We start from the raw sequence: 23,553 nt of genomic DNA on the forward strand, positions 1-23,553 counted from the left end.
GGCCACGCGAGGAATGGCAAGCTTCCTGAAGTCGTGAAGTCGCGAATTTGATTTTTTCTTGACATTCGATGTCCTCTTTCGCAAAAGAAGATCATACAGGTCATGTTTCGCGGGTTCGACCGAGAATGCTGGTTTGCAGTTGCAATTACATTACCGCTAGGGAAATCCGGGACACGATCTTCCAGCTCCTTGAAGAGGACTGTTGGCAGCTCATCGTGCCGGCGAAAGTCTATCACGCCATGGCAAAGCGCGGCCGCTGCTGCGGTTGTTTTCCCAATGTCGTCGACTTGATCATCCGCACCACCGAAGAATATCACGCCCAGCGCCACTCGACGGAAGCCGAAGTGGTTGTATATATGTCCCGTTTGAGAGAACTCCACGAAGAGAACAGGAGAGCGGACATTGAAAGGCGACTCAAAGGTCATCGAGCGGCTTAACGAGGCACTATTCCTCGAACTCGGCGCTGTGAACCAGTATTGGCTGCATTATCGTCTTCTGGACGATTGGGGCTACAAGAAGATGGCCAAGAAGGAACGGGCCGAATCGATCGAGGAAATGCAGCACGCAGATCGCCTCATCGACCGGATCATCTTCCTGGAAGGCCATCCCAACCTGCAGACGGTCGCGCCGCTCCGCATCGGCCAGAACATCAAGGAAGTCCTGGAAGCCGACCTTGCCGGCGAATATGACGCTCGCACGGCCTACAAGGCCTCCCGCGACATCTGTCACGCGGCCGGCGACTACGTTTCCATGAAACTGTTCGAAGAGCTGCTGATGGATGAGGAAGGCCATATCGACTTCCTCGAAACCCAGCTCGATCTCCTCTCCAAGATCGGCGAAGAGAAATACGGTCAGCTGAACGCCGAATCTGCCGACAGCGCGGAATAATCCGGCCCATCGATTACAATAAACCCGGCGGCCTCACGGTCTGCCGGGTTTTTCATTTCATGGAGGTTTGCGATCAATTCGACCTTCAGACAGCGGCCTTGGCGAGATGCGAAAACTCGGCCACGACCTGATCATAGACCGCGCGCTTGAAGGGCACGATCAGCCCCGGCAGATCCGCCATCGGCTTCCATTCCCAGGCATCGAATTCCGCCGAATGACCGCCCGGAGGCGGATTGATGGCGATTTCGCTCTCGTCGCCATCAAAACGGAATGCAAACCAGCGCTGTGTCTGGCCGCGATATTTGCCCTTCAGCCCGATGCCGATCAGATGTGCCGGCAGGTCATAATTGATCCAGTCGCTTGCCTCGGCCAGCAATGTCACGGAGCGCATGCCAGTCTCTTCGTAAAGCTCGCGATAGGCGGCCGGCAGCGGATCTTCGCCCTTGTCAATACCGCCTTGCGGCATCTGCCAGAGCTGCGGCGAGCCGTCATATTCGCTATTGCCCTCGGAAATCCGGCGGCCCGCCCAGACAAGGCCCTGGCGGTTCAGAACCATGATGCCCACGCAAGGGCGATAGGGCAGATCCTCGGCGCGCGCCGGCTGCTTGTCTTTTTTGCTCATGATGATTTACCTGCCTGGGCTTAGGGTTCGACGCTTTCGCTCGCGAGCGCTGCCACGCCGACGATCTCGATGCCACGCCGTGAAGCTTCCTCGCTCCACTGCCTTATCGCATCTATGCTCTCGTCGAAAGCCGATGCGACGCCGACCGCGGTGCCTTTGCGGCCGGCAATCCGCTCCAGTTCGTCGAGTTTTTTGAGGATGGCCTCTTTCTGCACCTCGGCATCGAGCGTCACATCGCCGAAGGCATGCGGCAGCTCGATCGCCTTGGCGATCGTCGCAGTTTTCGACTGTGCGGAACTTCCGTCGTCGAAGAACAGCAGACCGCGTTTTTGAAGGTCACGCAGCACCGGTTCGAGTGCATTGGCATCGGAAAGATACCGCGCGCCGAGATAGTTCATGATGCCGGTATAATTGGTGATTTCGCCCATAGCGACATGCAGCCGGTCGAGATTCTGCTTGGCCGGCGTCTTGACCAGCAGGGTGCCGGGACCCGGATCGTTTGCCGGGTAATCGAATGGCTCGAACGGCACCTGAACGAGGATTTCGTGGCCAGCGCGGCGCGCATCCTGCATCCAGCGCTGCAGGCTGTTGCCGGTCGAGGCAAAAGCCAGGGTCACCGAGGGCGGCAATTGCTGGATCGCCCGCTGCGTCCCGGTCTGGCTGAGGCCCAGACCGCCCACCACGATGGCAATCCGCGTGCCGCGTGCGCCGGACCACGGACGCGCATATTGCTCCATTGGCCGTGTGCCATCGGGACCAACGATCGGCAGGCGGCCCTGTGGCGTGTCCTGCAGCAGTGCATCCACCGGCTGGGCGGCAACACGTGGGTCCTGGCCTATTCTCTGCGCATCGATCAACACCGGCCCGCCATCGCCGCGCGCGCGTGGCGTATATTTCGTCACCACGGAACCGTCGTCGGTCAGCGTGCGCTCGATATTGGCGCCGGAATTGGGATTGGAGCGTGGCATGCCCGATGGCTGCTGGGCAGTGGCATTGCGGTTGGCACCGGAGGGCGCCTTCTGACTATCGGGTGAAGTGGCAGGCGGCACGTTTGTCGCCACTTGCTTCAAGGCGTCGTCGCCGCGCATGGCGAAAACAGATAGGCCGATCACGGCGACAACAACCACGCCGGCAATCAGGATGACGGGAGAAAATCGTCTTGCCCGTCGCCGTGCGGCCGGCCGGTTCTGTCCCAGCGGTGCGTGGAGATCGGTGCCCAAATGTCAGTCCCGTATCAAACCTGCAGATAAGCCGAACCGGCCAGCACGGCGTCAGAACGACGCCCGTGCTGGCCAGCCCGTTATTTCATCACTTCTTGACGGCAGCTGCAGCCTTTTCCGGGTTGGCCGGATAGGACGGATCGGTCTTGGTGCCGTGCAGCAGATCCATTGCGTAGTTGAGCTGGATGTCGTCCTTGGTTTCCGGCGGAACATAGGCTGCGGAACCCGAGCCCTCGTCCGTTTCGGCAGCGCCCTGGATATGGCCCTTGAGGCTGGATTCACCCTCGGCCTTCAGCTTGCCCTGCAGTTCCGGCGGCAGCGGCTGTTCGACCTTGATGTCCGGCTGAATGCCGGTACCCTGGATCGACTTGCCAGACGGCGTGTAATAGAGCGCCGTCGTCAGGCGAAGCGCGCCGGCATCGCCCAGCGGAATGATCGTCTGGACGGACCCCTTGCCGAAGGAGCGGGTGCCGAGAACGGTCGCACGCTTCAGGTCCTGCAAGGCTCCGGCGACGATTTCCGATGCCGAAGCCGAACCGCCGTTGACGAGCACGATCACCGGCTTGCCATCGGTCAGATCGCCCGGGCCGGCATTGAAGCGGCGCGTCTCGTCGGCATTGCGGCCGCGGGTGGACACCACTTCGCCACGTTCCAGGAAGGCGTCGGACACGTTGATCGCCTGGTCGAGCAGGCCGCCCGGGTTGAGGCGCAGGTCGAGGACATAGCCCTTCAGCTTGTCGGCCGGCACGTCGGCTTTGATCTTCTTGATGGCCTTTTCGAGGTCGTCATAGGTCTTCTCGGTGAACGAGATGACGCGCAGATAACCAATATCGCCACCCTCGACACGCGACTTGACGGCGCGCACCGCGATGATGTCGCGGACGACGGTGATATCGAGCGGCTTGTCGGCACCCTGGCGGATGATCGTCAGCTTGATCGGCGTGTTGATCCCGCCACGCATCTTTTCGACGGCGTCTTCAAGCTTCAGGCCGCGCACTGGCTGGCCGTCGATCTCGGAAATGTAGTCGCCAGCCAGAATGCCGGCCTTGGAAGCGGGCGTATCGTCGATCGGCGAAACGACCTTGACGAGCTCATTGTCCATCGTGACTTCGATGCCGAGGCCGCCGAATTCGCCGCGCGTCTGGGTGCGCATATCCTGCGCGTCCTTGGCGTTCATGAAGCTCGAATGCGGGTCAAGCGAGGTCAGCATGCCGTTGATGGCGTTCTCGACGAGCTTTTCCTCATCCGGCGGCGTGACATACTGGGCGCGAACGCGCTCGAAGACATCGCCGAAAATCGACAATTCCTTGTAGGTCGAAGGACCGGCGGCCTGCGCCGGCACACCGGCCGAATAAATCACGCTCATCGCCGTGGCACCCATGAGCGCACCAACGATGACAAGAGAAGCCCTACGAATCATTTCGTGCCCTTCCAGTTTCTTTCGCGGTCCACCACGGTCTGGAATCAACCGGAGTGCCGTCTTTTCGGAATTCAATGTAAAGCGTCGGACGATCTGTTTCCAGCGCCAAAGCCGTGGCACTTGCCACTCTTTTCTCACCCATCGCGGCGATCGGTTCGCCCGCAAAGACGAACTTGCCCTGTCGCGCATTCACTTCATCCATACCGGTCAGAACCAGATGGTATCCGTCTCCGGCATTAAGAATGATCATCAGCCCGTAGCTCCGAAAGGCGCCGGCGAACACGACAAGGCCGTCTGCCGGCGCGGTCACCACTGCACCGGGCTTGGAAGCGACCGTCATGCCTCTTGCCGTATGTCCCGTCCCGTCGCCATCACCGAACCAACGCAAAACATCGCCGGCCACAGGAAGCTCCAGCTTCTGCTTGAGGCTCGAAAACGCGTATGCGGGCGCAATGCGGTTTTTGTCGGGCACGCCGCTTTCGGCCAATTGCTTGGCCCTTTCGCGCTCGGCTTCCGACATCATCCGCCGGCGCTCTTCTTCGGCGCGCGCCCGGTCGATCGCCTCGCGCACCGAGGCAATTTCGCCTTCCAGCGACTGGATGAGACCGTCCAGGTTGTTGGCGCGGCCGGCAAGCTCTTCGGAGCGGCGGCGCTCCGCATCAAGATCGGTGGTGTTCTGCCGGTTCAACTTTTCGTTTTCGGCCAGCAGCAGGTCCATGCGCCGGTCCTCTTCGAGGCTGGCGGCGATCGTGGTCGACACATCCGTCTTTTCGGACAGCGCCGCCGTCTGCAGGGACGAGAGCGATTGCAGGTCGGCAACCAGCTTGTCCGCCTCGTGACGCATTCCCGGCACCACGGCGCCGAGCAGGATGGCGCTGCGTACCGAGGCAAGCGCATCGTCCGGCGTCACGAGCAGCGCCGGCGGCGGATTGCGGCCCATGCGCTGCAGCGCCGCCAGCACCTCTGCAAGCACTGCACGACGGCCGCGCAACGAAGTGCGGATGCCGTCTTCCTTCACCTTGAATTCAGCCAGCTTCTTTTCGCTGTCGTTGATCTTGGTTTCCAGCCCTTTGCGGCGGGCGGCCGAAGCGATCAGCGCCTGACGGACGTCAGCAGTGTTCTTCTTCGTATCGGCAATGCTCTTCTCGATGGAGGCGATCTTTTCCGCCGACAACCGCATGGTCTTGGCAAGCACTTCCAGTTCGCCGCGCGTTTCGTTGCGGCGTCGCTGCAGGTCTGCGGTCGCATCGACCGGCGCATCGGCCTGAGCCGGCGCCTGTGTGGGCCTCAACGGCGCATCCACGGCCTGAGCATGAGCGGGTATGACGGATGGATCGGCCGGAAGGCAGGCAAGACCGAAACCGGCTGCCAGAAGCAGCGCGTACCGGTGCCTTTTGATATCCTTCAGCCTCATTCCCGCTCCGGTCTCTGGCCCGCTCCAATATTCGGCCGGATCAAAAAACCGTAAGCTGATTTGCCCGACGAGGCCACAAACAACATCGTGTTTGAAAGTAAACGATCCCTTAAACCCTGTGGTAGGGATGGCCGGAAAGAATAGTGACGGCGCGATAAAGCTGTTCGGCGATCAGGATGCGCACCAGCTGGTGCGGCCAGGTCATCGAGCCGAGATTGAGCACCATGTCGGCACGCGAGCGCAAATCCGGGTCCAGCCCGTCGGCCCCACCGATCGCCAGCATTAGCTCACGCTTGCCGTTGTCGCGATAGCGGCCGAAGACATCGGCGAATGCTTCGCTGTCGAGCGCCTTGCCGCGCTCGTCGAGCAGGATGAGGATCGCGCCTTCCGGCAATGCCTTTTCAAGCGCGCCGGCTTCCTCGCGCTTGCGCGTCTCGGCGTTCGAGGCACGGCTTTCCTGCACCTCGATCACCTTGGCCAATTCAAGCCCTATGGCGGGGCCTGCCTTGGCGAAGCGGTCGAGATAACGGGACGCAAGGTCCTTTTCCGGGCCGGCCTTTAACCGTCCCACCGCAAAAAGGCTTATACGCATGTCCTGATCCGTTAAATTTGCGGCCGAAATCCTGAATCGGGCAGCGAGCATTGCGCCCGGCCCCAGAACTTCAACCTGTGCCGACGGGTTCAGGCCATGCCTAAACCTGTCAATGCAGCAGCGTACCTTCCTCGATATCCGGAGCGGCCCACATCTTTTCGATGTTGTAGAACTCGCGGATTTCAGGGCGGAACACATGGATGATGATGTCACCGGTGTCAATCAGCACCCAATCACCGGTTTCCTGACCTTCGACGCGGGCCGTTCCCAGGCCTTCGTCCTTTAGGTCGGTAATCAGGTGATCGCAGATTGCCACGACATGTCGGCTCGAACGCCCGGACACGACGACCATATAGTCCCCGAGGGCGGATTTGCCGGCGATGTTGATGGTGACGATATCTTCTGCTTTGGAGTCCTCGAGGCTTGCGAGGACCAGTTCGAGAGCACGGGCGGCGGCATCGGCGCCACGTTCCTGGCTCTGCGGGAGAACGGTAAACGTCTTCCCCTTGGCGTGTACTGTTGGCAGGGTAGGTCCTTTCATCCATATAACAGCAACATGCACGATCAGCGAATCCGATAGAGAGTCGGCCGCTGTCATGAAGGTGGCATCGAATGGTTAATCTTTCAAGTCGGACGCGCAAAAGGTGATGGCGGCCGGTAAAACTTCATTTGAGTGTCATTTTGAGATGCTCACGGCGTCTTCTTGCCGTTGATTGCGCGAATTGCCGTGGAGCTGAGCGCCGAACGCGGACCATGGATGAAAGTCCAGGCAGGCGCCGGCCGTTTCCACAAGGTGCCGGCATCGTCCTCGTCGACGCGGGCATAATCGAAGGTGCGCGCCATCTTCGACGACAGGAAGGACAGGGTAGAGCCCGGCCGGTCGATCACGGCGATCGGAAAAGTCGCAGCGATCTCCTGCCATTTCTGCCAGAGATGAAACGTCTTCAAACTGTCGGCGCCCATTACCCAGACGAAATGCACATGCGGGTTGCGAGCCTTCACATGCGCCAGCGTATCGGCCGTATAGGAACCGCCGAGTGTCTTCTCAAACGCGGTCACCTTTATGCGCGGATCATGGATCAGCTTCTCGCTCATGGCGATCCGGTCCGGAAGCGAAGCCAGTTCGGAGCGGCTCTTCAACGGATTGCCCGGCGTCACCATCCACCACATTTGGTCAAGGCCAAGACGGCGCAGCGCAATCTCGGCGACCAGAAGATGGCCTTCATGCGGCGGATTGAACGATCCGCCGAACAGGCCCACAGCCATGCCGCGTTCCACATGCGGCATGCCGAGATATCGCTGATCGAGCTTTTCTTCCACGTCAGGCCTTGGGCTTTTTAAGGTCGAACCTGACCGGTGCCGCGCACCCGGTATTTGAACGAGGTGAGCTGCTCGACGCCGACCGGTCCGCGCGCATGCATCTTGCCGGTCGAAATGCCGATCTCGCCACCCATGCCGAACTCTCCGCCATCGGCGAACTGCGTCGAGGCATTGTGCAGCAGGATCGCCGAGTCGAGTTCGTTGAAGAACCGCGCGACGACGGCGGGATCTTCGGCAATCACCGCCTCCGTGTGATTGGAGGAATAGGTGTTGATGTGCTCGATCGCGCCTGAAATCCCATCGACGATCGTGACGGAAATCACGGCATCGAGATATTCGGTGCGCCAGTCCTCTTCGGTCGCCTGCTTCGAAGCAGGAAACGTCATCATCACTTCGGCAGAACCCCGAACTTCGCAGCCGGTATCGGCAAGCGCTTCCAGGATCGGCTTCAGATGCGTGTTTGCCGCAGCGCGGTCGATCAGCAGCGTCTCGGCGGCGCCGCAGACGCCGGTGCGGCGCATCTTGGCATTGACGACGATCTTCTTCGCCATGTCGAGATCGGCGGACGCATCCACATAGATGTGGCAGAGGCCTTCGAGATGGGCGAAAACCGGCACCCGCGCCTCGTTCTGTACTCGCGCGACAAGGCTCTTGCCACCGCGCGGCACGATCACGTCGATCGCGCCGTTCAACCCCGACAGCATGGCGCCGACAGCTGCCCGGTCGGTGGTCGGCACGATCTGGATCGCATGCTCTGGAAGTCCGGCGACCCTCAAACCGGCTACGAGGCAATCATGGATAGCCTTCGATGAATAGGCCGAATCGGAGCCGCCGCGCAGGATTACCGCATTGCCGGCCTTGAGGCAGAGTGCTCCGGCATCGGCCGTCACGTTCGGGCGGCTCTCGTAGATCACGCCGATCACGCCGAGCGGCGTACGGGCGCGCTCGATATGCAGGCCGTTCGGCCTATCCCATTCGGCGATCACTTCGCCGACCGGATCCTTGAATTCGGCAATCTCGCGCAGCGCCTCAGCCATGCCGGCGATCGACTTTTCGGTCAGCGTCAGCCGGTCGATGAAGGATGGCAGCAGACCCTTGCCTTCAATATTTTTCAGGTCCGCGGCATTTGCGGCCAGGATTTCGTCCTGAGCCGCAAGGATTGCATCCGCCATGCCGTTCAGCGCGGCATTCTTCGCTTCGGTGGAGGCCGTTGCCAGCACGTGGCCGGCCGCCTTGGCATTGCGGCCGAGTCCGTCCATCACCGCCGCGACATCACCCGCAACGTTATCCCGATCGAGGGCAACCTTATCAAGCATGGGCGGCATCCTCCTTGCGGTCTTCCTTTTGGGCCCTGCGACGCTCCGGCCCGGTCATGACGAGATCGTCACGATGCACCATGGCCGCTCGGCCGGCATAACCGAGGATCGCTTCGATCTCGCCGGATTTCCGCCCGGTGATCTGCCGCGCTTCGTCGGCATCGTAGCTCACCAGCCCACGGGCGATCTCTCGGTCATCGACACCGATGATCGCAACCGTATCGCCGCGATGGAAATTGCCGTCGATACGGCGAACGCCAGCTGGAAGCAGGCTCTTGCCGCCACCCAACGCATTTTCCGCGCCCGCATCGACATATAGCTCGCCCGCCGGCTGCAACTGCCCGGCAATCCAGGTTTTTCGTGCGGTCACCGGCGTGCCGGACGGCGCAAACCAGGAAGACCGCGCCCCCTGCTCGACCGCTCGCAACGGGTGATCCGTCTTGCCCGACGCGATGATCATCGCGCAGCCGGCACCGGTCGCAATCTTGCCCGCATCGATCTTGGTGCGCATTCCGCCGCGCGACAGTTCGGAAGCAGCCCCGCCGGCCATGGCCTCGATTTCCGGGGTGATCGCCGGAATGATTTCCAGGAATTTTGCTTCGGGATCGAGATGTGGCGGCGCCGTGTAAAGACCGTCGATATCGGACAGCAGCACGAGAAGGTCGGCGCTGGTCATCGTCGCGACGCGCGCCGCCAGCCGGTCGTTGTCGCCATAGCGAATTTCGGTGGTCGCGACGGTGTCGTTCTCATTGATGATCGGCACGGCGCCGATCTTGAGCAGTTGATTGATGGTGGCGCGCGCGTTGAGATAACGCCGCCGCTCTTCCGTATCGCCAAGCGTCAGCAGGATCTGCCCCGCCACGATGCCGTCCCGCGACAGGCTTTCCGACCAGGCGCGGGCCAGCGCAATCTGGCCGACCGCGGCGGCAGCCTGGCTTTCCTCGAGCTTCAGCGCACCGGACGGCAGATCGAGCACGGTACGCCCCATGGCGATTGCACCCGAGGATACGACGAGAACGTCGATGCCCTTGGCTTTCAGAGCCGAAATGTCAGCGCAAATCGCGTCGAGCCATTGCGACTTCAGGCCGGTCTTGCGATCGACGAGAAGTGCGGAGCCGATCTTGATGACGATGCGGCGATGGCTGGCAAGCGACTTACGGCTGACGCTCATTCATCATCCCCGTCTTCGACATCACCGACCGGCACCGAGCGATCCGGCAGGGCGGTGTCTCCGCCGACGCTCGCTTCGACGATGACGTCGCGCAGGGCGCGCTGAACATCGATCATGCCGGTGCCGACGACGGCAGAGATGAGATAAGGCTTCTGACCGCAGGCCTTTTCAAGCTCCTTGGCCTTCTTCTTCAGTTCCTTCTCGTCGAGAATGTCGATCTGCGACAGCGCGACGATTTCCTGCTTGTCGGTCAGGCCGCCGCCATAGGCCTCCAGCTCGGTCTTCACAGTCTTGTAGGCCTTGCCGACCTTTTCCTCGACTGCCGAAACCAGATGCAGCAGCACGCGGGTGCGCTCCACATGGCCGAGGAACCGATCGCCGATGCCGACGCCCTCATGGGCGCCTTCGATCAGGCCCGGAATATCGGCCAGCACGAATTCACGCCCGTCGATCGTTGCAACGCCGAGGTTCGGATGCAGCGTCGTGAACGGGTAGTTGGCGATCTTCGGCCGCGCGCGGGTGACCGCCGCCAGGAAGGTCGACTTGCCGGCATTCGGCAGACCGACGAGACCGGCATCGGCGATCAGCTTCAGCCGAAGCCAGACAGTCTTTTCCTCGCCTTCGAGGCCTGGATTGGCCCAGTTCGGCGCCTGGTTGGACGGGCCCTTGAAATGGGTGTTGCCGAAACCGCCATTACCGCCCTTGGCGAGCCGGAACGTCTGGCCCTCCTTGGTCATGTCGATGATCAGGGTTTCGTTGTCTTCCTCGAAGATCTGCGTGCCGACCGGCACTTTCAGCGTCACGCTGTCGCCATTGGCGCCGGTGCGGTTGCGGCCCATGCCATGCACGCCGATCTGCGCCTTGAAATGCTGCTGGAAACGGAAGTCGATCAGCGTGTTGAGACCGTTGACGGCCTCCACCCAAACGTCGCCGCCGCGCCCGCCGTCACCGCCATCCGGTCCACCGAATTCGACGAACTTTTCGCGCCGGAACGAGACCGCGCCCGCGCCACCGTCGCCGGAGCGGATGTAGACTTTTGCCTCGTCGAGAAATTTCATCTTGGTGCCGTCGGTCTTGTGTTGATGGGACGCCTGCGTTCCTATGGGCATCCGGTAGGTTTCGATATAGCCGCTTAGGGCCAAGGTCAAAGAATATCATGAAGTTCGTTAGTTATAACGTCCAATACGGGGTCGGCATGGACGGCCGGTTCGATCCCGAACGCATCGCCGGCGAGGTCCGGGACGCCGATATCATCGCTTTTCAGGAAGTGACGCGCGGTTACCCCAAAAATGGTCACATCGATCTCGTCGACCGTTTTGCGGCTCTTTTTCCCGATCATTTCAACGTCTACGGCGCGCCCTGCGACGTGCTTCTCGGCGTGGCGGTCAAGGACGGAAAACGCGTCGAAACCCGGCTCCAGTTCGGCAATATGATCCTGTCGCGCTGGCCGATCCTCGCCACCCGTCATCTTCTCCTGCCGCGCAGCCGCACCATTAACGAGCTCAATCTGCAACGCAGTGCGCTCGAAGCCGTGATCGCCACACCCGACGGGCCGTTGCGTATCTATTCCACCCATCTCGACCATATTTCCCCGGACGAACGGATCGCCCAGATCGCGTTCCTGAAAGAGCGCATCGTCAATTTCGTTGCCGAAGGCGGTGCGCTGACCGGTGCCGCCGGCCAGGGGCTGACGGATCCGCCGCTGCCGGATGATTTCGTGCTGATGGGCGATTTCAACATGGAGCCGGGTTCGCCGGAATATATCGCCATGGTCGGCCACAACGACCGTTTTTACGGCCGCGCGCTTCGCCCGAACCAGCCGGTCGACGTGCTGGATCGTCTCGGGAAACTCTTGCCCGAAAGCTACACCTGGGCCGAGCCCCCCGGCGGCGCCGGCATGATGAAGATGCATCTCGATCATTGTTTCGTCAGCTTCGGTCTGGCGGCGCGGGTGAAAGACGCCTGGATCGACAACGACGCCCTGGGCTCCGACCATTTTCCGCTCTGGGTCGAGGTCGTGTGAGGAACCGGCGGAGTTGTCTCCGCCAGCTCTCGTTGTTGTCGTCACGGTCGGCCCGGAGTGCGAAAATCCTCGGGCAGAAGCATGGTTTCGATATGCGGCACCATGCGGTTGCGCGACAGGCTGAAGATCTCGTTGGCATCGACAATGCGGAAGCCGAGCTTCTTCTGGATGTTGAGCGACCCAAGGTTATCGGCAAACGCGCCGGAATAGATCTCGGTGTCCGGCATGCGCCGGAAGAACCGCTCCAGCGTGCCGGCAACCGCTTCCGTCATGTAGCCGCGGTCCCAATAGAGACGGTTCAGCCAATAGCCGAGCCGCCACCGGGCGCCGCGCATCTCAAGCCCGACCATGCCGATATGGACATCGTCGCCAGTGGTGATCGCCAGCGTCCAGTCGGGCAAAAGACCGGAAGCCTGCGTTACCAGCCAGTCCAGCCCATCCTGCAGATCGTAGGGCTGCGGCACCCTTGCAAGCATGCGCGCAACCTTGAAATCGCCGAGAGATTCGGCGATCGCCGACGCATCCGAAAGCTTGTGGGGCCGCAGCACCAGCCGCTTCGTGGTGATGACCGGGCAAGGGCCAGGTACGTTTTCACGCGTAGAGGCCTTCTGGAGAACTGCGGCGTTCATCGCATTTCTCCCCAGCTTCTCAACGATATCCAGGTCTTCCGGTCGAGCCGGAACCACTCGACCGCGACCATGCCGCCAAGCGCCAGGCAATCGATCATGCCGGTGCCCTGGAACTGGAAGCCGCATTTCTGGATCACCCGCCGCGACGCGATGTTGGTCACCCGGCACCGGGCATCGATGTGGTCGATATTGTTGCGGGTGCGGAACGCCATGTCGATCAGCGCATGCGCCGCTTCCGTGGCATAACCCTTGTTCCAATATCGCTCGCCGAGCCAGTAACCGATTTCGAGCGTCCGCTCGTCGGCCTGGGGCTCCAGCGCGCAGCAGCCGAGAAACGCGCCGTTGTCACCTCGGGTAATGGCGTAGACGCATTTGCCGATCTCGCCGATATTTGTACGTCGTACAAAATCCGCTGCGTCTTTTGCCGTGTAGGGATGCGGCATACGCGACACCATGGTCGCGATATTCGCATTGTTGGCGAGATGGGCAAGTGCGTCGATGTCTTCTTCATGGGGAGCGCGGAGAACTAATCTCTGCGACAATAAGACGGGGCAATCGCTTCTCGACCGGTCGGGCCGTAGCCGGTCCTGGGACCGTTCTTCTGGCGGCCGGGATTGGCTCGCCCTCAATAGTTCGCCTTGCATGTTCAGTCCTCCTGTTGGGGAAAAGAAAAAGGGAAGATGGTGGTGTCCCATCTTCCCTTTTTCTGACTGAACCGTGTTGGCGTTCAGCCGGGTCGATGTGACACCGGCTGCTAAAGTACGCTTACCGGCTTTATTCTGCTGCTTCGGCTTTCGGCATTACGGACACGTATACTCGGCCATTGGCCTTCGTACGGTAATTCACGTTGCCGTCGGTAAGTGCAAAAATGGTGTGGTCCTTGCCGATGCCGACATTGGCGCCCGGATGCCACTGCGTGCCGCGCTGACGCACAATGATGTTGCCCGGAATGACGACTTCGCCACCGAACTTCTTCACGCCGAGACGCTTGGAATTGGAATCGCGACCGTTACGCGACGAACCGCCAGCTTTTTTATGTGCCATTGGAGTTCTCCTTTACCCTTCGAAACCCTGATTAGCCGAGAATGTCCGTGATACGGACGACCGTGTGATGCTGGCGATGGCCGCGAATCCGCTTGGAATTCTGACGACGACGCTTCTTGAAGGAAATGACCTTCGCACCACGGTTATGCTCGACAACTTCAGCCTTGACCGTCGCACCCGAAACAAACGGGGCGCCGATCTTGGCATCGGCACCAACGCCGACGACCAGGACTTCGTTGAATTCGATCACTGCACCAGCTTCGGCTTCCAGCTTTTCGATGGTGAGCACGTCGTTGGCGGCCACGCGGTACTGCTTACCGCCGGTCTTGATGACTGCGAACATTTTTTATCCTTTCATGTTCGTTCCGGCTCTCTTCCGAAGAAGGGCCGTCTTTTTCTCAGTCGGACTTGAGCAGGGGATGCAAAAAGAGGACTTTTTGAAACTTGTCTGCCGGTGAAATCTGCGGGAAAGCTTGGTCGCCTTCACACAAACAAAAAGGCGGGAACACTTTTCCACACCTGATCGCGTGCTCGGATACGTGACGGACAAAAAACTGTCAAGACAAAAGGATGACAAGACTTCCATTTCGCCCCTTGCCAGCCCCGTCTTTGCCCGCTATGAGGACGCCGCGCATCACATTGCGCCGACCAGCGAAGCGGAGAGGTGGCTGAGTGGTCGAAAGCACCGCACTCGAAATGCGGCATACGGGCAACCGTATCGTGGGTTCGAATCCCACCCTCTCCGCCATTTATTTTGATAGCTTTCAGAACTCAACGAAATCAGTCGGCTGGCCTTGTCGAAACTGATTTGACAGATTGAATCTCCTAACGATTTAAGTAACTTCCGGCTTGGAAAGCGCAAAGCCATATTTTGTGGAAATATATCATGCCGAAGTATGTCATCAGGACCTGTCTTCTTGCAGCAGCTTTGGCGGTTGGCATCATCGGTTACAATCTATTCGACGCAAATACTGAGGCTGGATGTGGTATAACCAACGGCCACTGGGGTAGTGCTGTATCGATCTGCTATCCGCGATCCTGTTTCGATAAGGGCGATTGCGGCGGCCCGTGGGTTTCGACAGCAATTCCTTGCAATGATGTCCAGCCGGGCGAGACCGAAGCGATGCTGCATTTTTACTTTGGTAATCCGGATCGAAAAGAAGGCGACCATATATATTGGTCGACCGGCAAGCCCGATCGATGGGTCATCGAAGCGCGCATGAATCAGGGCAGGCTTTCCGAACTGAAGTGCCCGAACTACGAGCCTGCGCCGATTTAATTGAGATCAAGACACATTCGCATGACCTAGTGGCCAGGTTGATGCTCTCGAAAAAAGCACATTCAGATTGCCAGGACAGGAATTGGCACTTCGCACAACCTGTCTGAAATAAAAGGCTTTAGGCCAAAGCCTGTTCGCCTTCAGCCATCGGCTCATCCAGATCCGGCCTGACGAAATCGCCCTTTTCGTTCATCACCCACAATTCACCGGTCGAAATATCGAACCAAGCGCCATGCACGCGCAGTTCGCCCTTTTCGCTGCGCTTTTGCACAAAAGGAAAAGTCTGCAGGTTGACGATCGAGTTGCGGATCGAGACGCGCTCCAGCGCGGTCTGGCGCTCCGCCTGGGTCATCAGGTCGTTGCTCTGGATCTGCTCGGCGGCGGGCCTGACCAGGGCCATCCAGCGGCCGATGAAATCGCCGGGCGATAGCGGCTGCATCGTCGGGTCGAGGGCTGCTTGGATACCGCCGCAGCGGCCGTGGCCCATGACGATGATATTGTCGATCTCGAGTACCTGCACAGCATATTCGATTGCCGCCGAGGTGCCATGGAACTGGCCGTCCGGCTCGTAGCGCGGCACCATGTTGGCGACGTTGCGCACCACGAAGAGTTCTCCCGGGCCGCAGTCGAAAATGGTTTCAGGTGCTGCGCGGGAATCGCAACAGGCAATCAGAAGCGTGTGAGGCTTCTGCCCCGTGTCGGCAAGCACACGGTAGCGTTCGCGCTCGTCGGCGTAGCGGCCGCTCATGAAGCTGCGGTAGCCCGCCAGCAGTCTGTCTGGAAAGTCCGTCATGGCTGAAACGATTATAGCGCCGCCCGACGAGAATCAACGGTCATTGTGCGGTTGCGAAATGCGAGGCCTTAACGCTTCGTCCGGCTCAAGGGATGTGTGAGGTGGCGCATCTGCACCATCGCCATCGGTGAAGAGAGGCTGGAAGCATCGGTTTCCAGCGTCAGCTCGTCCCCGCCGCGCTTGGCGGTGCGGGCAAGGATTTCAAACACGCTGGCGGTCGCCATTTGCAGCGCTTTTTCGTCGTCCATGCCCGAAAGCAGCCGGCCGAGGAACAGCGCGCCCATCAGATCGCCGAGCCCGTTCGGCGGGTTGTCGATCAGCCGGTGTTCGGCAAGCAGTGCATGTTTGCCGGTGAGATAGAGATTGCCGGTGCCGCCGGACATCATCGGCACGGCGGAGGTGACCAGAATGCGCGGCGGCCCGAGCGCCACCGCCGCCTCCATGATCGCATTGTTGCTGTCGAGCGGCGCGCCGGAAAGCCAGGCAAGTTCATAGCGGTTCGGCGTCGCGATCGTCGCCAGCGGGATGAGCTCGTCGCGGATCGCCTCCGCCGTCGGCTGGGGTATATAAAGCCCGCCGAGATCGCCCATGACCGGGTCGCAGACGTAGAGAAGGTCGGGATTTTTCTCTTTCAGCGCGCGGATGAGCCGCGCCACGGAACGTATCTGCGCGGCATTGCCGAAATAGCCGGTCAGCACGGCCTTCACTTCGCCCAGCCATGGCGCGCGGATGAGATCGTCGATAGCCTTGTCGAAATCTGATTCGGGAAATGTCAGCCGGGTGGAGGGCCCATGACCGGGATGCCAGGGCAGCACGACGGTCGGCATCGCCCAGACCGGAAAACCGAGCGTCTCGAGCGCGAAGACCGCCGCCCTGTTGCCCACCGAACCACGCACGACATGGCTGGAAATGACGATGACGGCGCGGCTAGTATCCTGCATGGTATGAATTCCGGCTTCGGTGGCTCTGTTGATGGTTTTTTCGTCACTCTATGTCAACAACGCGTTGCAGACTAATGCGACGTCTTTAGCCGCCGACATGGATCGGCCATGTTGCAGCGAGATGACATCGTTCGGTCGAGCCGAATGTTTGATTGGGAAAAGGGGAGGAATCCATGGTCGCTAGGCAGAATCCGAAACGGGAACAACAGATCGACGATGCGCGCAAGATCGCAGCAGAGGGTACGGGCCCCCATCTCGATCCCGAAATCCTGTTCGGTCGGGCAAGCAATGACGATCTGGAAATCTATACGCCGGACATGCTGGCCCTCTCGGCAAAACACGCCGCCGAACGTCTGCAGGCCTGGACGCGCATACGCGCCGATATCACCGTCGAACCTGTCCCGGGCATAGAGCCGGACGGCGTTCCGGTTTCCGTCCTGACGGTCATCGACCGCAACATGCCCTTCCTGTTCGATTCGGTCATGGGCGAGGTAACTGCCAACCACCGCGACCTGACGCTGGCCGTGCATCCGATCCTGATGCTGGAACCGGGCAAGGATCCGACCCTGCGCTCTTACGAACAGCCGGGCGATCCGGCCCATCACGTCAGCCTGATCCAGATCCATATCGCGCCGCTCAACGAGGAACAGGCGAAATTCCTGGTCGAACGCATCCGCTTCATCCTCGACCAGGTCCATCTTGTCATCACCGACTGGCAGCCGATGCTGACCAATCTGAAGAACGCCTCGCGGCAGCTGAAGAATGCCGAGGGCCGCAAGGAACAGCGCGAGGAAGCCCAGGATTTCCTGAAATGGCTGCGTGACGACAATTTCACCTTCCTCGGCATGCGTGAATACGTCTATTCCGGCCAGGGCGCCGACGCCAAGGTCGAGCGTGGCAAGGGCCGCGGTCTCGGCATTCTCTCCGATCCGGACGTGCTCGTCTTGCGCCTCGGCAAGGACCAGGTGACGACCACTCCGGAAATCCTCGAATTCCTCGACGGACCGGATTTCCTGATCGTCACCAAAGCCAACGTCAAATCTGTCGTCCATCGCCGCGCCTATATGGACTATATCGGCGTCAAGCGTTTCGACGATAATGGTCAGGTCGTCGGCGAGCTGCGCATCGTCGGCCTGTTCACTGCCACCGCCTATACCCATTCCGTCCGCGATATCCCGCTTCTGCGGGCCAAGGTCGCCGAAGTGGAAAAGGATTTCGGCTTCGATCCGAACAGCCATTCCGGCCGCATGCTGGAAAACACGCTGGAAGCTTATCCACGCGACGATCTCTTCCAGATCCATCCGGAACTGCTCGCCCGCTTCTGCGAGCAGATCATGGAGCTGGGCGAACGGCCGCGGGTCCGCGTCCTGCCGCGCATCGACCATTTCGACCGGTTCGTCTCGGTGATCGTCTACGTACCGCGCGAAGACTATGATTCCGTCGTCCGCGAAAAAGTCGGCAACTATCTCGCCGAGGTCTATGAAGGGCATATCTCCGCCTATTACCCGGCTTTCCCGGAAGGCGGCGTCGCCCGCGTCCACATGATCGTTGGCCGCCGCGGCGGCAAGACGCCGGTCGTCGAGCAATCCGTGCTGGAAGATGCGGTTCGCCTGATCGCCACGCCCTGGGCAGAGCGTTTCGCAGCGCTGGCGGAAGACGGCCCGCGCCTTTCCGTCACCAACGCCTTCCAGGACATGTTCTCGCCGGAAGAAACGTTCCGCGACCTGCCGGATATCGCCGCCTGCGGCACTGGCGAGCCGATCCGCATTCAGTTCTACCGCAAGCCGACGGATACCGCCGGTGCCGTCTCCCTGAAGATTTTCCATCGCGGCGGCCACCTGTCGCTCTCCCGCCGCGTGCCGCTGCTCGAAAACCTCGGCTTCCATGTGGTCAGCGAACAGACGTTCGAGATCAAGGTCGGGACGGAAAGCCAGTTGGTCGTGCTGCACGACATGGAATTGCAGCTCGATGGCGGACGCGAACTCAATCTTTCCCGCGAAGGCACGCTACTGCAGGAAGCCTTCCTCTCCACCTTCGCCGGCCTGATCGACAATGACGCTTTCAACCGGCTGGTCCTGCTTGCAGGCCTTTCGGCCCGTGAAGTCACCGTCCTGCGAGCGTATGCCCGCTATCTGCGCCAAACCGGCATTGTGTATTCGCAGGCCTATATCGCCGACGCGCTGAACAAATATCCGGCGATTTCCGCCGACATCTTCCATCTTTTCGAAGAAGGTTTCGATCCGGCGCTGAGCGACGAAACTCGTGAGAAAAAGCTCAAGGCCCGCCATGCCGCGATCGAGGAAGCGCTCGGCAACGTGCCGAACCTCGACGAGGATCGCACGCTGCGCCGCTTCGTCAACGCGGTCGATTCGACGCTGCGCACCAATTATTTCCAGCGCGACGAGAACGGCCAGCCGAAGAAGATGCTGGCCTTCAAGCTCGATCCGAAACTGCTGGACGGCCTGCCGGAACCGCGCCCCTTCCGCGAAATATACGTCTACGGCACCGAGGTCGAAGGCGTGCACCTGCGTTTCGGCAAGGTCGCCCGCGGCGGCATCCGCTGGTCGGACCGTGGTGAAGATTACCGCACGGAAGTGCTGGGCCTCGTCAAGGCACAGCAGGTCAAGAATGCCGTCATCGTGCCGGTCGGCGCCAAGGGCGGCTTCTTCCCGAAAATGCTGCCAACGATCGGTCAGGGCGGCGTCTCGCGCGAAGACTGGTTCAATGCCGGCAAGGAAGCCTACAAGACCTATATCCGCACGCTACTGTCGATGGCCGACAATATCGTCGTCGGTGACGTGATCCCGCCGGAAGACACGATCCGCATCGACGGCGACGACCCCTATTTCGTTGTCGCGGCCGACAAGGGCACCGCGACCTTCTCCGATACCGCCAACGGCCTGTCGCAGGATGCCGGCTTCTGGCTGGACGATGCGTTTGCCTCGGGCGGCTCGGCCGGTTACGACCACAAGAAGATGGGCATCACCGCCCGCGGCGCCTGGGAAGCGGTCAAGCGCCATTTCCGCGAAAAGGATATAGACATCCAGACGACGCCGTTCACCGTTGCCGGCGTCGGCGACATGTCGGGCGACGTCTTCGGCAACGGCATGCTTCTGTCGCCCCATATCCGCCTGATCGCGGCCTTCGACCACCGCGACATCGTCATCGATCCGAATCCGGATATCGAAAAGTCGTTTGCCGAGCGCGAGCGCATGTTCGCACTGCCGCGCTCGAGCTGGCGCGACTACGATCAGTCGACCCTGTCTGAAGGCGCGATGATCATTTCTCGCGCTGAAAAGTCGGTGAAGCTGACCGAACAGGCCGCCGCCGCGATCGGCATCGGCAAGACGGTTGCAACGCCCTTCGAGATCATGACCGCGATCCTCAAAAGCCAGGTCGACTTGCTCTGGTTCGGCGGCATCGGCACCTATATCAAGGCCGCTTCCGAAACCGATACGGAAGTTGGCGACCGCGCCAACGATCCGATCCGTATCACCGCTAGCGAAGTGCGCGCCAGCGTGGTCGGCGAAGGCGCCAATCTGGGCGTCACCCAGAAGGGCCGCATCGCCTATTCGCTCAATGGCGGCCGCTGCAACTCGGATGCGATCGACAACTCGGCCGGCGTCAATTCGTCGGACGTCGAGGTCAACATCAAGATCGCGCTCAACCCGGCCATGCAGGACGGGCGCCTGCCGCGCGAGGCGCGTAACGAACTGCTCGCCTCGATGACCGAAGACGTCGGCCATCTCGTGCTGCGCAACAACTACCTGCAGCCGCTGTCGATCTCGCTGACCGAGCGCAAGGGTGTCGCCAACCGCGAGGAGCTGTCGCGCCTGATGTCGGTGCTGGAATCCCAGGGCCAGCTCAACCGCAAGGTCGAGACCCTGCCCGACGATGCCGAACTGGCCGAGCGTTATTCTTCCGGCCGGCCGCTGACCCGTCCGGAAATCGGCGTCCTTCTGTCCTACTCGAAGATCGTGCTCTTCGACGCGCTGATCGATAGCCAGGTTCCGGATGACCCGTATTTCTCCGCCGTGCTGAAGGCCTATTTCCCGGCCGGCATGCAGGAGGCTTACGCAGGCGATATCCAGAACCATCGCCTGCATCGCGAAATCGTCGCCACCGCACTCGCCAACGAGGCGATCAACCGCGGCGGTCCCGGTTTCGTGCAGCTGATGAGCGACCTGACCGGCGCCACCGCCGCCAATGTCGTGAAGGCCGCCTTTATCGCCCGCGACGGTTTCGACATGCCGAAACTCTGGACCGAAATCGATGCACTGGACGGCAAGATTTCCGGCCAGGTGCAGAACGAACTTTATGCCCAGGTAGCCCGCGTCTTCACCGGCGCGACCTATCTCGTCATCCAGACGCAGATCGGTGCAGGCGAAGTGACCGATGCGATTAGCCGGCTCAAGGTTGCGATCACCGGTCTGCGTGAAGCGATCGGCAATGGCGGCGAGGACATCGTCGCCCGTGCCGCCGAGCTTGAAGGCCAGGGCGTTCCGGCGTCGCTGTCCCAAGACGTCGCGCTGCTCTCCACCCTCGTCCTCGTGCCGGAGATCATGCTGATCGCCGACCGGACCGGCGAGAACATGGCGCGGGCGACGGAAGGATATTTCGCCGCCAGCCAGACGTTCAGGATCAACCGTCTGCTTACCGCCGGCGAGAAGATCAGCACGTCCGACCACTACGAAAGCCTCGCCTTGTCGCGCAGCCTGCAGCAGATCGCGGCAGCACGGCGCGATATCGTCATCGCCGCGCTTTCCGGCCATGCGCAGGAAGAAAAGCCGGTGGAAGCTTGGGTCGGCGCGGATCGCGTGCGCGTCAACCGGATCGGTGCCGAGCTGATGGCGCTCAGCGAAAGCGGCGACCTGACGCTGCCGAAGATCACCGTCGCGGCAGGCCTTCTGGGTGACCTTGCGCATGGAAGGGCGATGTAGGACAAATGATTGGAGCGCTTGAGGTCCAATACGGACACAGGGCGCTCCAATTTTAGGGTCTGCACCTCACGTTTTTCAAATATTGCGGAAAACGCCATGCGGCCTGATCCGGGGGAAGAATGACGGTCTATCACTGGGACGGGGCGCCGAAAGATGGAGCGCCGGCAAAAACAAGCCGGCGCGGCATCTGGGGCTGGATGTTGTTCGACTGGGCGGCGCAGCCGTTCTTCACCGTCGTCACCACCTTCATCTTCGGCCCCTATTTCGTCGCGCGCCTGACGGAAGACCCGGTCTCGGCACAAACAGCCTGGAGCAATATGGCGACGATCTCCTCGATCGTTATCGCCATCCTGTCGCCGGTCCTCGGCTCGATCGCCGACCAGTCGGGATCGCGCAAACCCTGGATCGCCTTCTTCGCGGTGATCAAGATCGCCTGCGTCGCATCGCTCTGGTATGCGGCCCCCGGCTCGCCGATCATCTGGCCGGTCATCTTCATGATCTTCGCCTCGATCGCCGCGGAATTCTCGACCGTCTTCAACGATTCCATGATGCCGCGCCTCGTCTCGAAGGAGGAAGTCGGCAGGATTTCCAACGTCGCCTGGGGGCTCGGTTATCTCGGTGGCATGATCGTGCTGATCGCGGTCGTGACGCTGCTTGCCGCCAATCCCGAAAGCGGCAAGACACTGATCGGTATCTCGCCGCTTTTCGGCCTTGACGCACATCTCGGCGAAGATGCCCGCATCACCGGGCCGATCTCCGCCGTCTGGTATTTCATCTTCATCCTGCCGATGTTCTTCTTCACGCCGGATGCCAAGAAGGGCCTGCCGCTCGCCGCCGCCGTCCGTTCAGGCATTTCAGAGCTCAAGGGCACGCTCAGCGAACTGAAAAAGCGCACCGGCATCACCAGATTCCTGATCGCCCGCATGCTGTATCAGGACGGCGTCAACGGCCTCCTGATCCTCGGCGGCACGTTTGCCGCCGGCATGTTCGGTTGGGCGACGATCGAGATCGGCATTTACGGCATCATCCTCAACGTCGTGGCGATCTTCGGCTGCATCCTCGCCGGCTGGCTCGATCGCCGGCTCGGCTCGAAAATCGTCGTGGTGATCAGCCTCGTCCTGCTGACGATCGCCACCCTCGGCATCGTCTCGACCGGCCCGGGTTTCGTCTTTTTCGGTTACATGCCGCTTTCGATGGCCGACAGCGGCGGCCTGTTCGGCACCGCCGCTGAAAAAGCCTATGTCCTCTTCGGCTTGCTGATCGGCCTCGCCTTCGGCCCGGTCCAGGCCTCGTCGCGATCCTATCTGGCCCGCAGCGTCAGCCTGTCGGAAACGGGGCGCTATTTCGGCATCTACGCGCTGTCGGGCCGCGCCACGAGCTTTCTCGCGACGCTGATGTTCTCGCTGACGGCTTATTTCAGCGGCTCGGCCCGGCTTGGTATGGCGACGCTGCTGGTGTTTCTGGTGGCGGGCTTGGTGTTGTTGCTAAGGACGCCTTATCCGGCGGATAGGTCGGCGACGTAGGAGCTTGACGCGGATCGGAGGGGATCGCCGTAGTGGGATTTCCAACCACGCCCAGGCGTCATTTCTCCGGTAGTGCCTCATGGTACCCCCCTCTGCCCTGCCGGGCATCTCCCCCACAAGGAGGGAGATTGGCTGGGCGCACCGGCTTCCCCAAACAAATAACGTCTCGGCTGTCGCTTCCGTAACAGCAATTCCCCGCAACATTGTCGGCGGTAGATGTAGCTGGAAGGCCGTGCCGCGGGTCAATCTCCCTCCTTGTGGGGGAGATGCCCGGCAGGGCAGAGGGGGGTATGGCGGGACACAGCCGTCAATGTCGTCATCTGCCCGGGGACAAATCACGGCACCTCTCCAACATCTTCAAAGACTTAACTTGCTGCTTATCCACGCCCCTCGTGTTCACCCCTACAATCCCCCTGCT

At 60.9% G+C, this 23,553-nt stretch carries 21 protein-coding genes and 1 tRNA gene; 6 read left to right on the forward strand and 16 right to left on the reverse strand.

The features are described from left to right. The first annotated feature begins 402 nt into the window (after nt 1-402). The gene (bfr, locus tag KX729_RS23895; RefSeq protein WP_219744995.1) at nt 403-888 is read left to right on the forward strand and encodes a bacterioferritin; all 486 of its coding nucleotides are present in this window, start codon (nt 403-405) and stop codon (nt 886-888) included. An 85-nt stretch (nt 889-973) separates the two neighbouring features. Here the strand turns inward: bfr and KX729_RS23900 are convergent, their stop codons facing one another. From KX729_RS23900 to obgE, 10 genes are all read right to left on the reverse strand, one after another. Then, nucleotides 974-1,510, reverse strand: a complete 537-nt coding sequence (locus KX729_RS23900; protein ID WP_219744996.1) for an RNA pyrophosphohydrolase — start codon at nt 1,508-1,510, stop codon at nt 974-976. Nucleotides 1,511-1,530: 20 nt separating this feature from the next. Continuing rightward, a complete protein-coding gene (locus tag KX729_RS23905; RefSeq protein WP_219744997.1) occupies nt 1,531-2,730 on the reverse strand; it encodes a divergent polysaccharide deacetylase family protein in 1,200 nt (399 codons plus the stop codon). 88 nt (nt 2,731-2,818) lie between these two features. Next, on the reverse strand, nt 2,819-4,150 hold the full coding sequence (locus KX729_RS23910) for a S41 family peptidase (RefSeq protein WP_219744998.1): 1,332 nt from the start codon (nt 4,148-4,150) through the stop codon (nt 2,819-2,821). Beyond that, nucleotides 4,140-5,564: a murein hydrolase activator EnvC family protein gene (locus KX729_RS23915; protein WP_219744999.1), complete on the reverse strand. Its 1,425-nt coding sequence runs from the start codon at nt 5,562-5,564 to the stop codon at nt 4,140-4,142. The genes KX729_RS23910 and KX729_RS23915 overlap by 11 nt, the downstream gene beginning before the upstream one ends. 109 nt (nt 5,565-5,673) lie before the next feature. Continuing rightward, on the reverse strand, nt 5,674-6,156 hold the full coding sequence (gene rlmH, locus KX729_RS23920) for a 23S rRNA (pseudouridine(1915)-N(3))-methyltransferase RlmH (protein WP_219745000.1): 483 nt from the start codon (nt 6,154-6,156) through the stop codon (nt 5,674-5,676). 109 nt (nt 6,157-6,265) lie between these two features. Continuing rightward, the gene (rsfS, locus tag KX729_RS23925) at nt 6,266-6,697 is read right to left on the reverse strand and encodes a ribosome silencing factor (protein WP_219745001.1); all 432 of its coding nucleotides are present in this window, start codon (nt 6,695-6,697) and stop codon (nt 6,266-6,268) included. A gap of 149 nt (nt 6,698-6,846) precedes the next feature. Continuing rightward, on the reverse strand, nt 6,847-7,443 hold the full coding sequence (locus KX729_RS23930) for a nicotinate-nucleotide adenylyltransferase (RefSeq protein ID WP_219745098.1): 597 nt from the start codon (nt 7,441-7,443) through the stop codon (nt 6,847-6,849). Nucleotides 7,444-7,493: 50 nt separating this feature from the next. Next, a complete protein-coding gene (locus tag KX729_RS23935; RefSeq protein WP_219745002.1) occupies nt 7,494-8,792 on the reverse strand; it encodes a glutamate-5-semialdehyde dehydrogenase in 1,299 nt (432 codons plus the stop codon). Then, the gene (gene proB, locus KX729_RS23940; protein ID WP_219745003.1) at nt 8,785-9,963 is read right to left on the reverse strand and encodes a glutamate 5-kinase; all 1,179 of its coding nucleotides are present in this window, start codon (nt 9,961-9,963) and stop codon (nt 8,785-8,787) included. The genes KX729_RS23935 and proB overlap by 8 nt, the downstream gene beginning before the upstream one ends. Beyond that, on the reverse strand, nt 9,960-11,021 hold the full coding sequence (gene obgE / locus KX729_RS23945) for a GTPase ObgE (protein WP_219745099.1): 1,062 nt from the start codon (nt 11,019-11,021) through the stop codon (nt 9,960-9,962). The genes proB and obgE overlap by 4 nt, the downstream gene beginning before the upstream one ends. A gap of 98 nt (nt 11,022-11,119) precedes the next feature. Here obgE and KX729_RS23950 point away from each other — a divergent pair, with 98 nt between their 5' ends. After that, nucleotides 11,120-11,986, forward strand: coding sequence for an endonuclease/exonuclease/phosphatase family protein (locus tag KX729_RS23950; protein WP_219745004.1), 867 nt, complete (start codon nt 11,120-11,122; stop codon nt 11,984-11,986). 41 nt (nt 11,987-12,027) lie between these two features. On the opposite strand, the gene KX729_RS23955 is transcribed toward KX729_RS23950, so the two are convergent. From KX729_RS23955 to rplU, 4 genes are all read right to left on the reverse strand, one after another. Then, on the reverse strand, nt 12,028-12,615 hold the full coding sequence (locus tag KX729_RS23955; RefSeq protein ID WP_219745005.1) for a GNAT family N-acetyltransferase: 588 nt from the start codon (nt 12,613-12,615) through the stop codon (nt 12,028-12,030). After that, nucleotides 12,612-13,259, reverse strand: a complete 648-nt coding sequence (locus KX729_RS23960; protein WP_025602979.1) for a GNAT family N-acetyltransferase — start codon at nt 13,257-13,259, stop codon at nt 12,612-12,614. Before KX729_RS23960 ends, KX729_RS23955 begins: the two co-directional genes overlap by 4 nt. 130 nt (nt 13,260-13,389) lie before the next feature. Beyond that, nucleotides 13,390-13,659 carry a 50S ribosomal protein L27 gene (gene rpmA / locus KX729_RS23965; RefSeq protein WP_025602981.1) on the reverse strand — a complete coding sequence of 90 codons (270 nt, stop codon included), beginning with the start codon at nt 13,657-13,659 and terminating at the stop codon, nt 13,390-13,392. A 31-nt stretch (nt 13,660-13,690) separates the two neighbouring features. Then, the gene (rplU, locus tag KX729_RS23970) at nt 13,691-14,002 is read right to left on the reverse strand and encodes a 50S ribosomal protein L21 (RefSeq protein WP_025602984.1); all 312 of its coding nucleotides are present in this window, start codon (nt 14,000-14,002) and stop codon (nt 13,691-13,693) included. 315 nt (nt 14,003-14,317) lie between these two features. On the opposite strand from rplU, the gene KX729_RS23975 reads away from it, so the two are divergent. Both KX729_RS23975 and KX729_RS23980 read left to right on the forward strand, forming a co-directional pair. Further along, nucleotides 14,318-14,407: transfer RNA gene (locus KX729_RS23975), tRNA-Ser, on the forward strand. 138 nt (nt 14,408-14,545) lie between these two features. Then, on the forward strand, nt 14,546-14,938 hold the full coding sequence (locus tag KX729_RS23980) for a hypothetical protein (protein WP_219745006.1): 393 nt from the start codon (nt 14,546-14,548) through the stop codon (nt 14,936-14,938). A gap of 118 nt (nt 14,939-15,056) precedes the next feature. On the opposite strand, the gene KX729_RS23985 is transcribed toward KX729_RS23980, so the two are convergent. Further along, a complete protein-coding gene (locus tag KX729_RS23985) occupies nt 15,057-15,731 on the reverse strand; it encodes a carbonic anhydrase (protein WP_219745007.1) in 675 nt (224 codons plus the stop codon). A gap of 68 nt (nt 15,732-15,799) precedes the next feature. Continuing rightward, nucleotides 15,800-16,672, reverse strand: a complete 873-nt coding sequence (gene pdxY, locus KX729_RS23990) for a pyridoxal kinase PdxY (RefSeq protein WP_025602988.1) — start codon at nt 16,670-16,672, stop codon at nt 15,800-15,802. Nucleotides 16,673-16,845: 173 nt separating this feature from the next. Here pdxY and KX729_RS23995 point away from each other — a divergent pair, with 173 nt between their 5' ends. Together KX729_RS23995 and KX729_RS24000 are read left to right on the forward strand one after the other, a co-directional pair. Further along, nucleotides 16,846-21,612: an NAD-glutamate dehydrogenase gene (locus tag KX729_RS23995; protein WP_219745008.1), complete on the forward strand. Its 4,767-nt coding sequence runs from the start codon at nt 16,846-16,848 to the stop codon at nt 21,610-21,612. 119 nt (nt 21,613-21,731) lie between these two features. Continuing rightward, nucleotides 21,732-23,135 (forward strand): MFS transporter, encoded by a 1,404-nt coding sequence (locus KX729_RS24000; RefSeq protein WP_219745009.1) that lies wholly within the window; start codon nt 21,732-21,734, stop codon nt 23,133-23,135. The last annotated feature ends 418 nt before the right edge of the window (nt 23,136-23,553 follow it).

The organism is Neorhizobium populisoli, assembly GCF_019430945.1.
Taxonomy (GTDB): domain Bacteria; phylum Pseudomonadota; class Alphaproteobacteria; order Rhizobiales; family Rhizobiaceae; genus Neorhizobium; species Neorhizobium populisoli.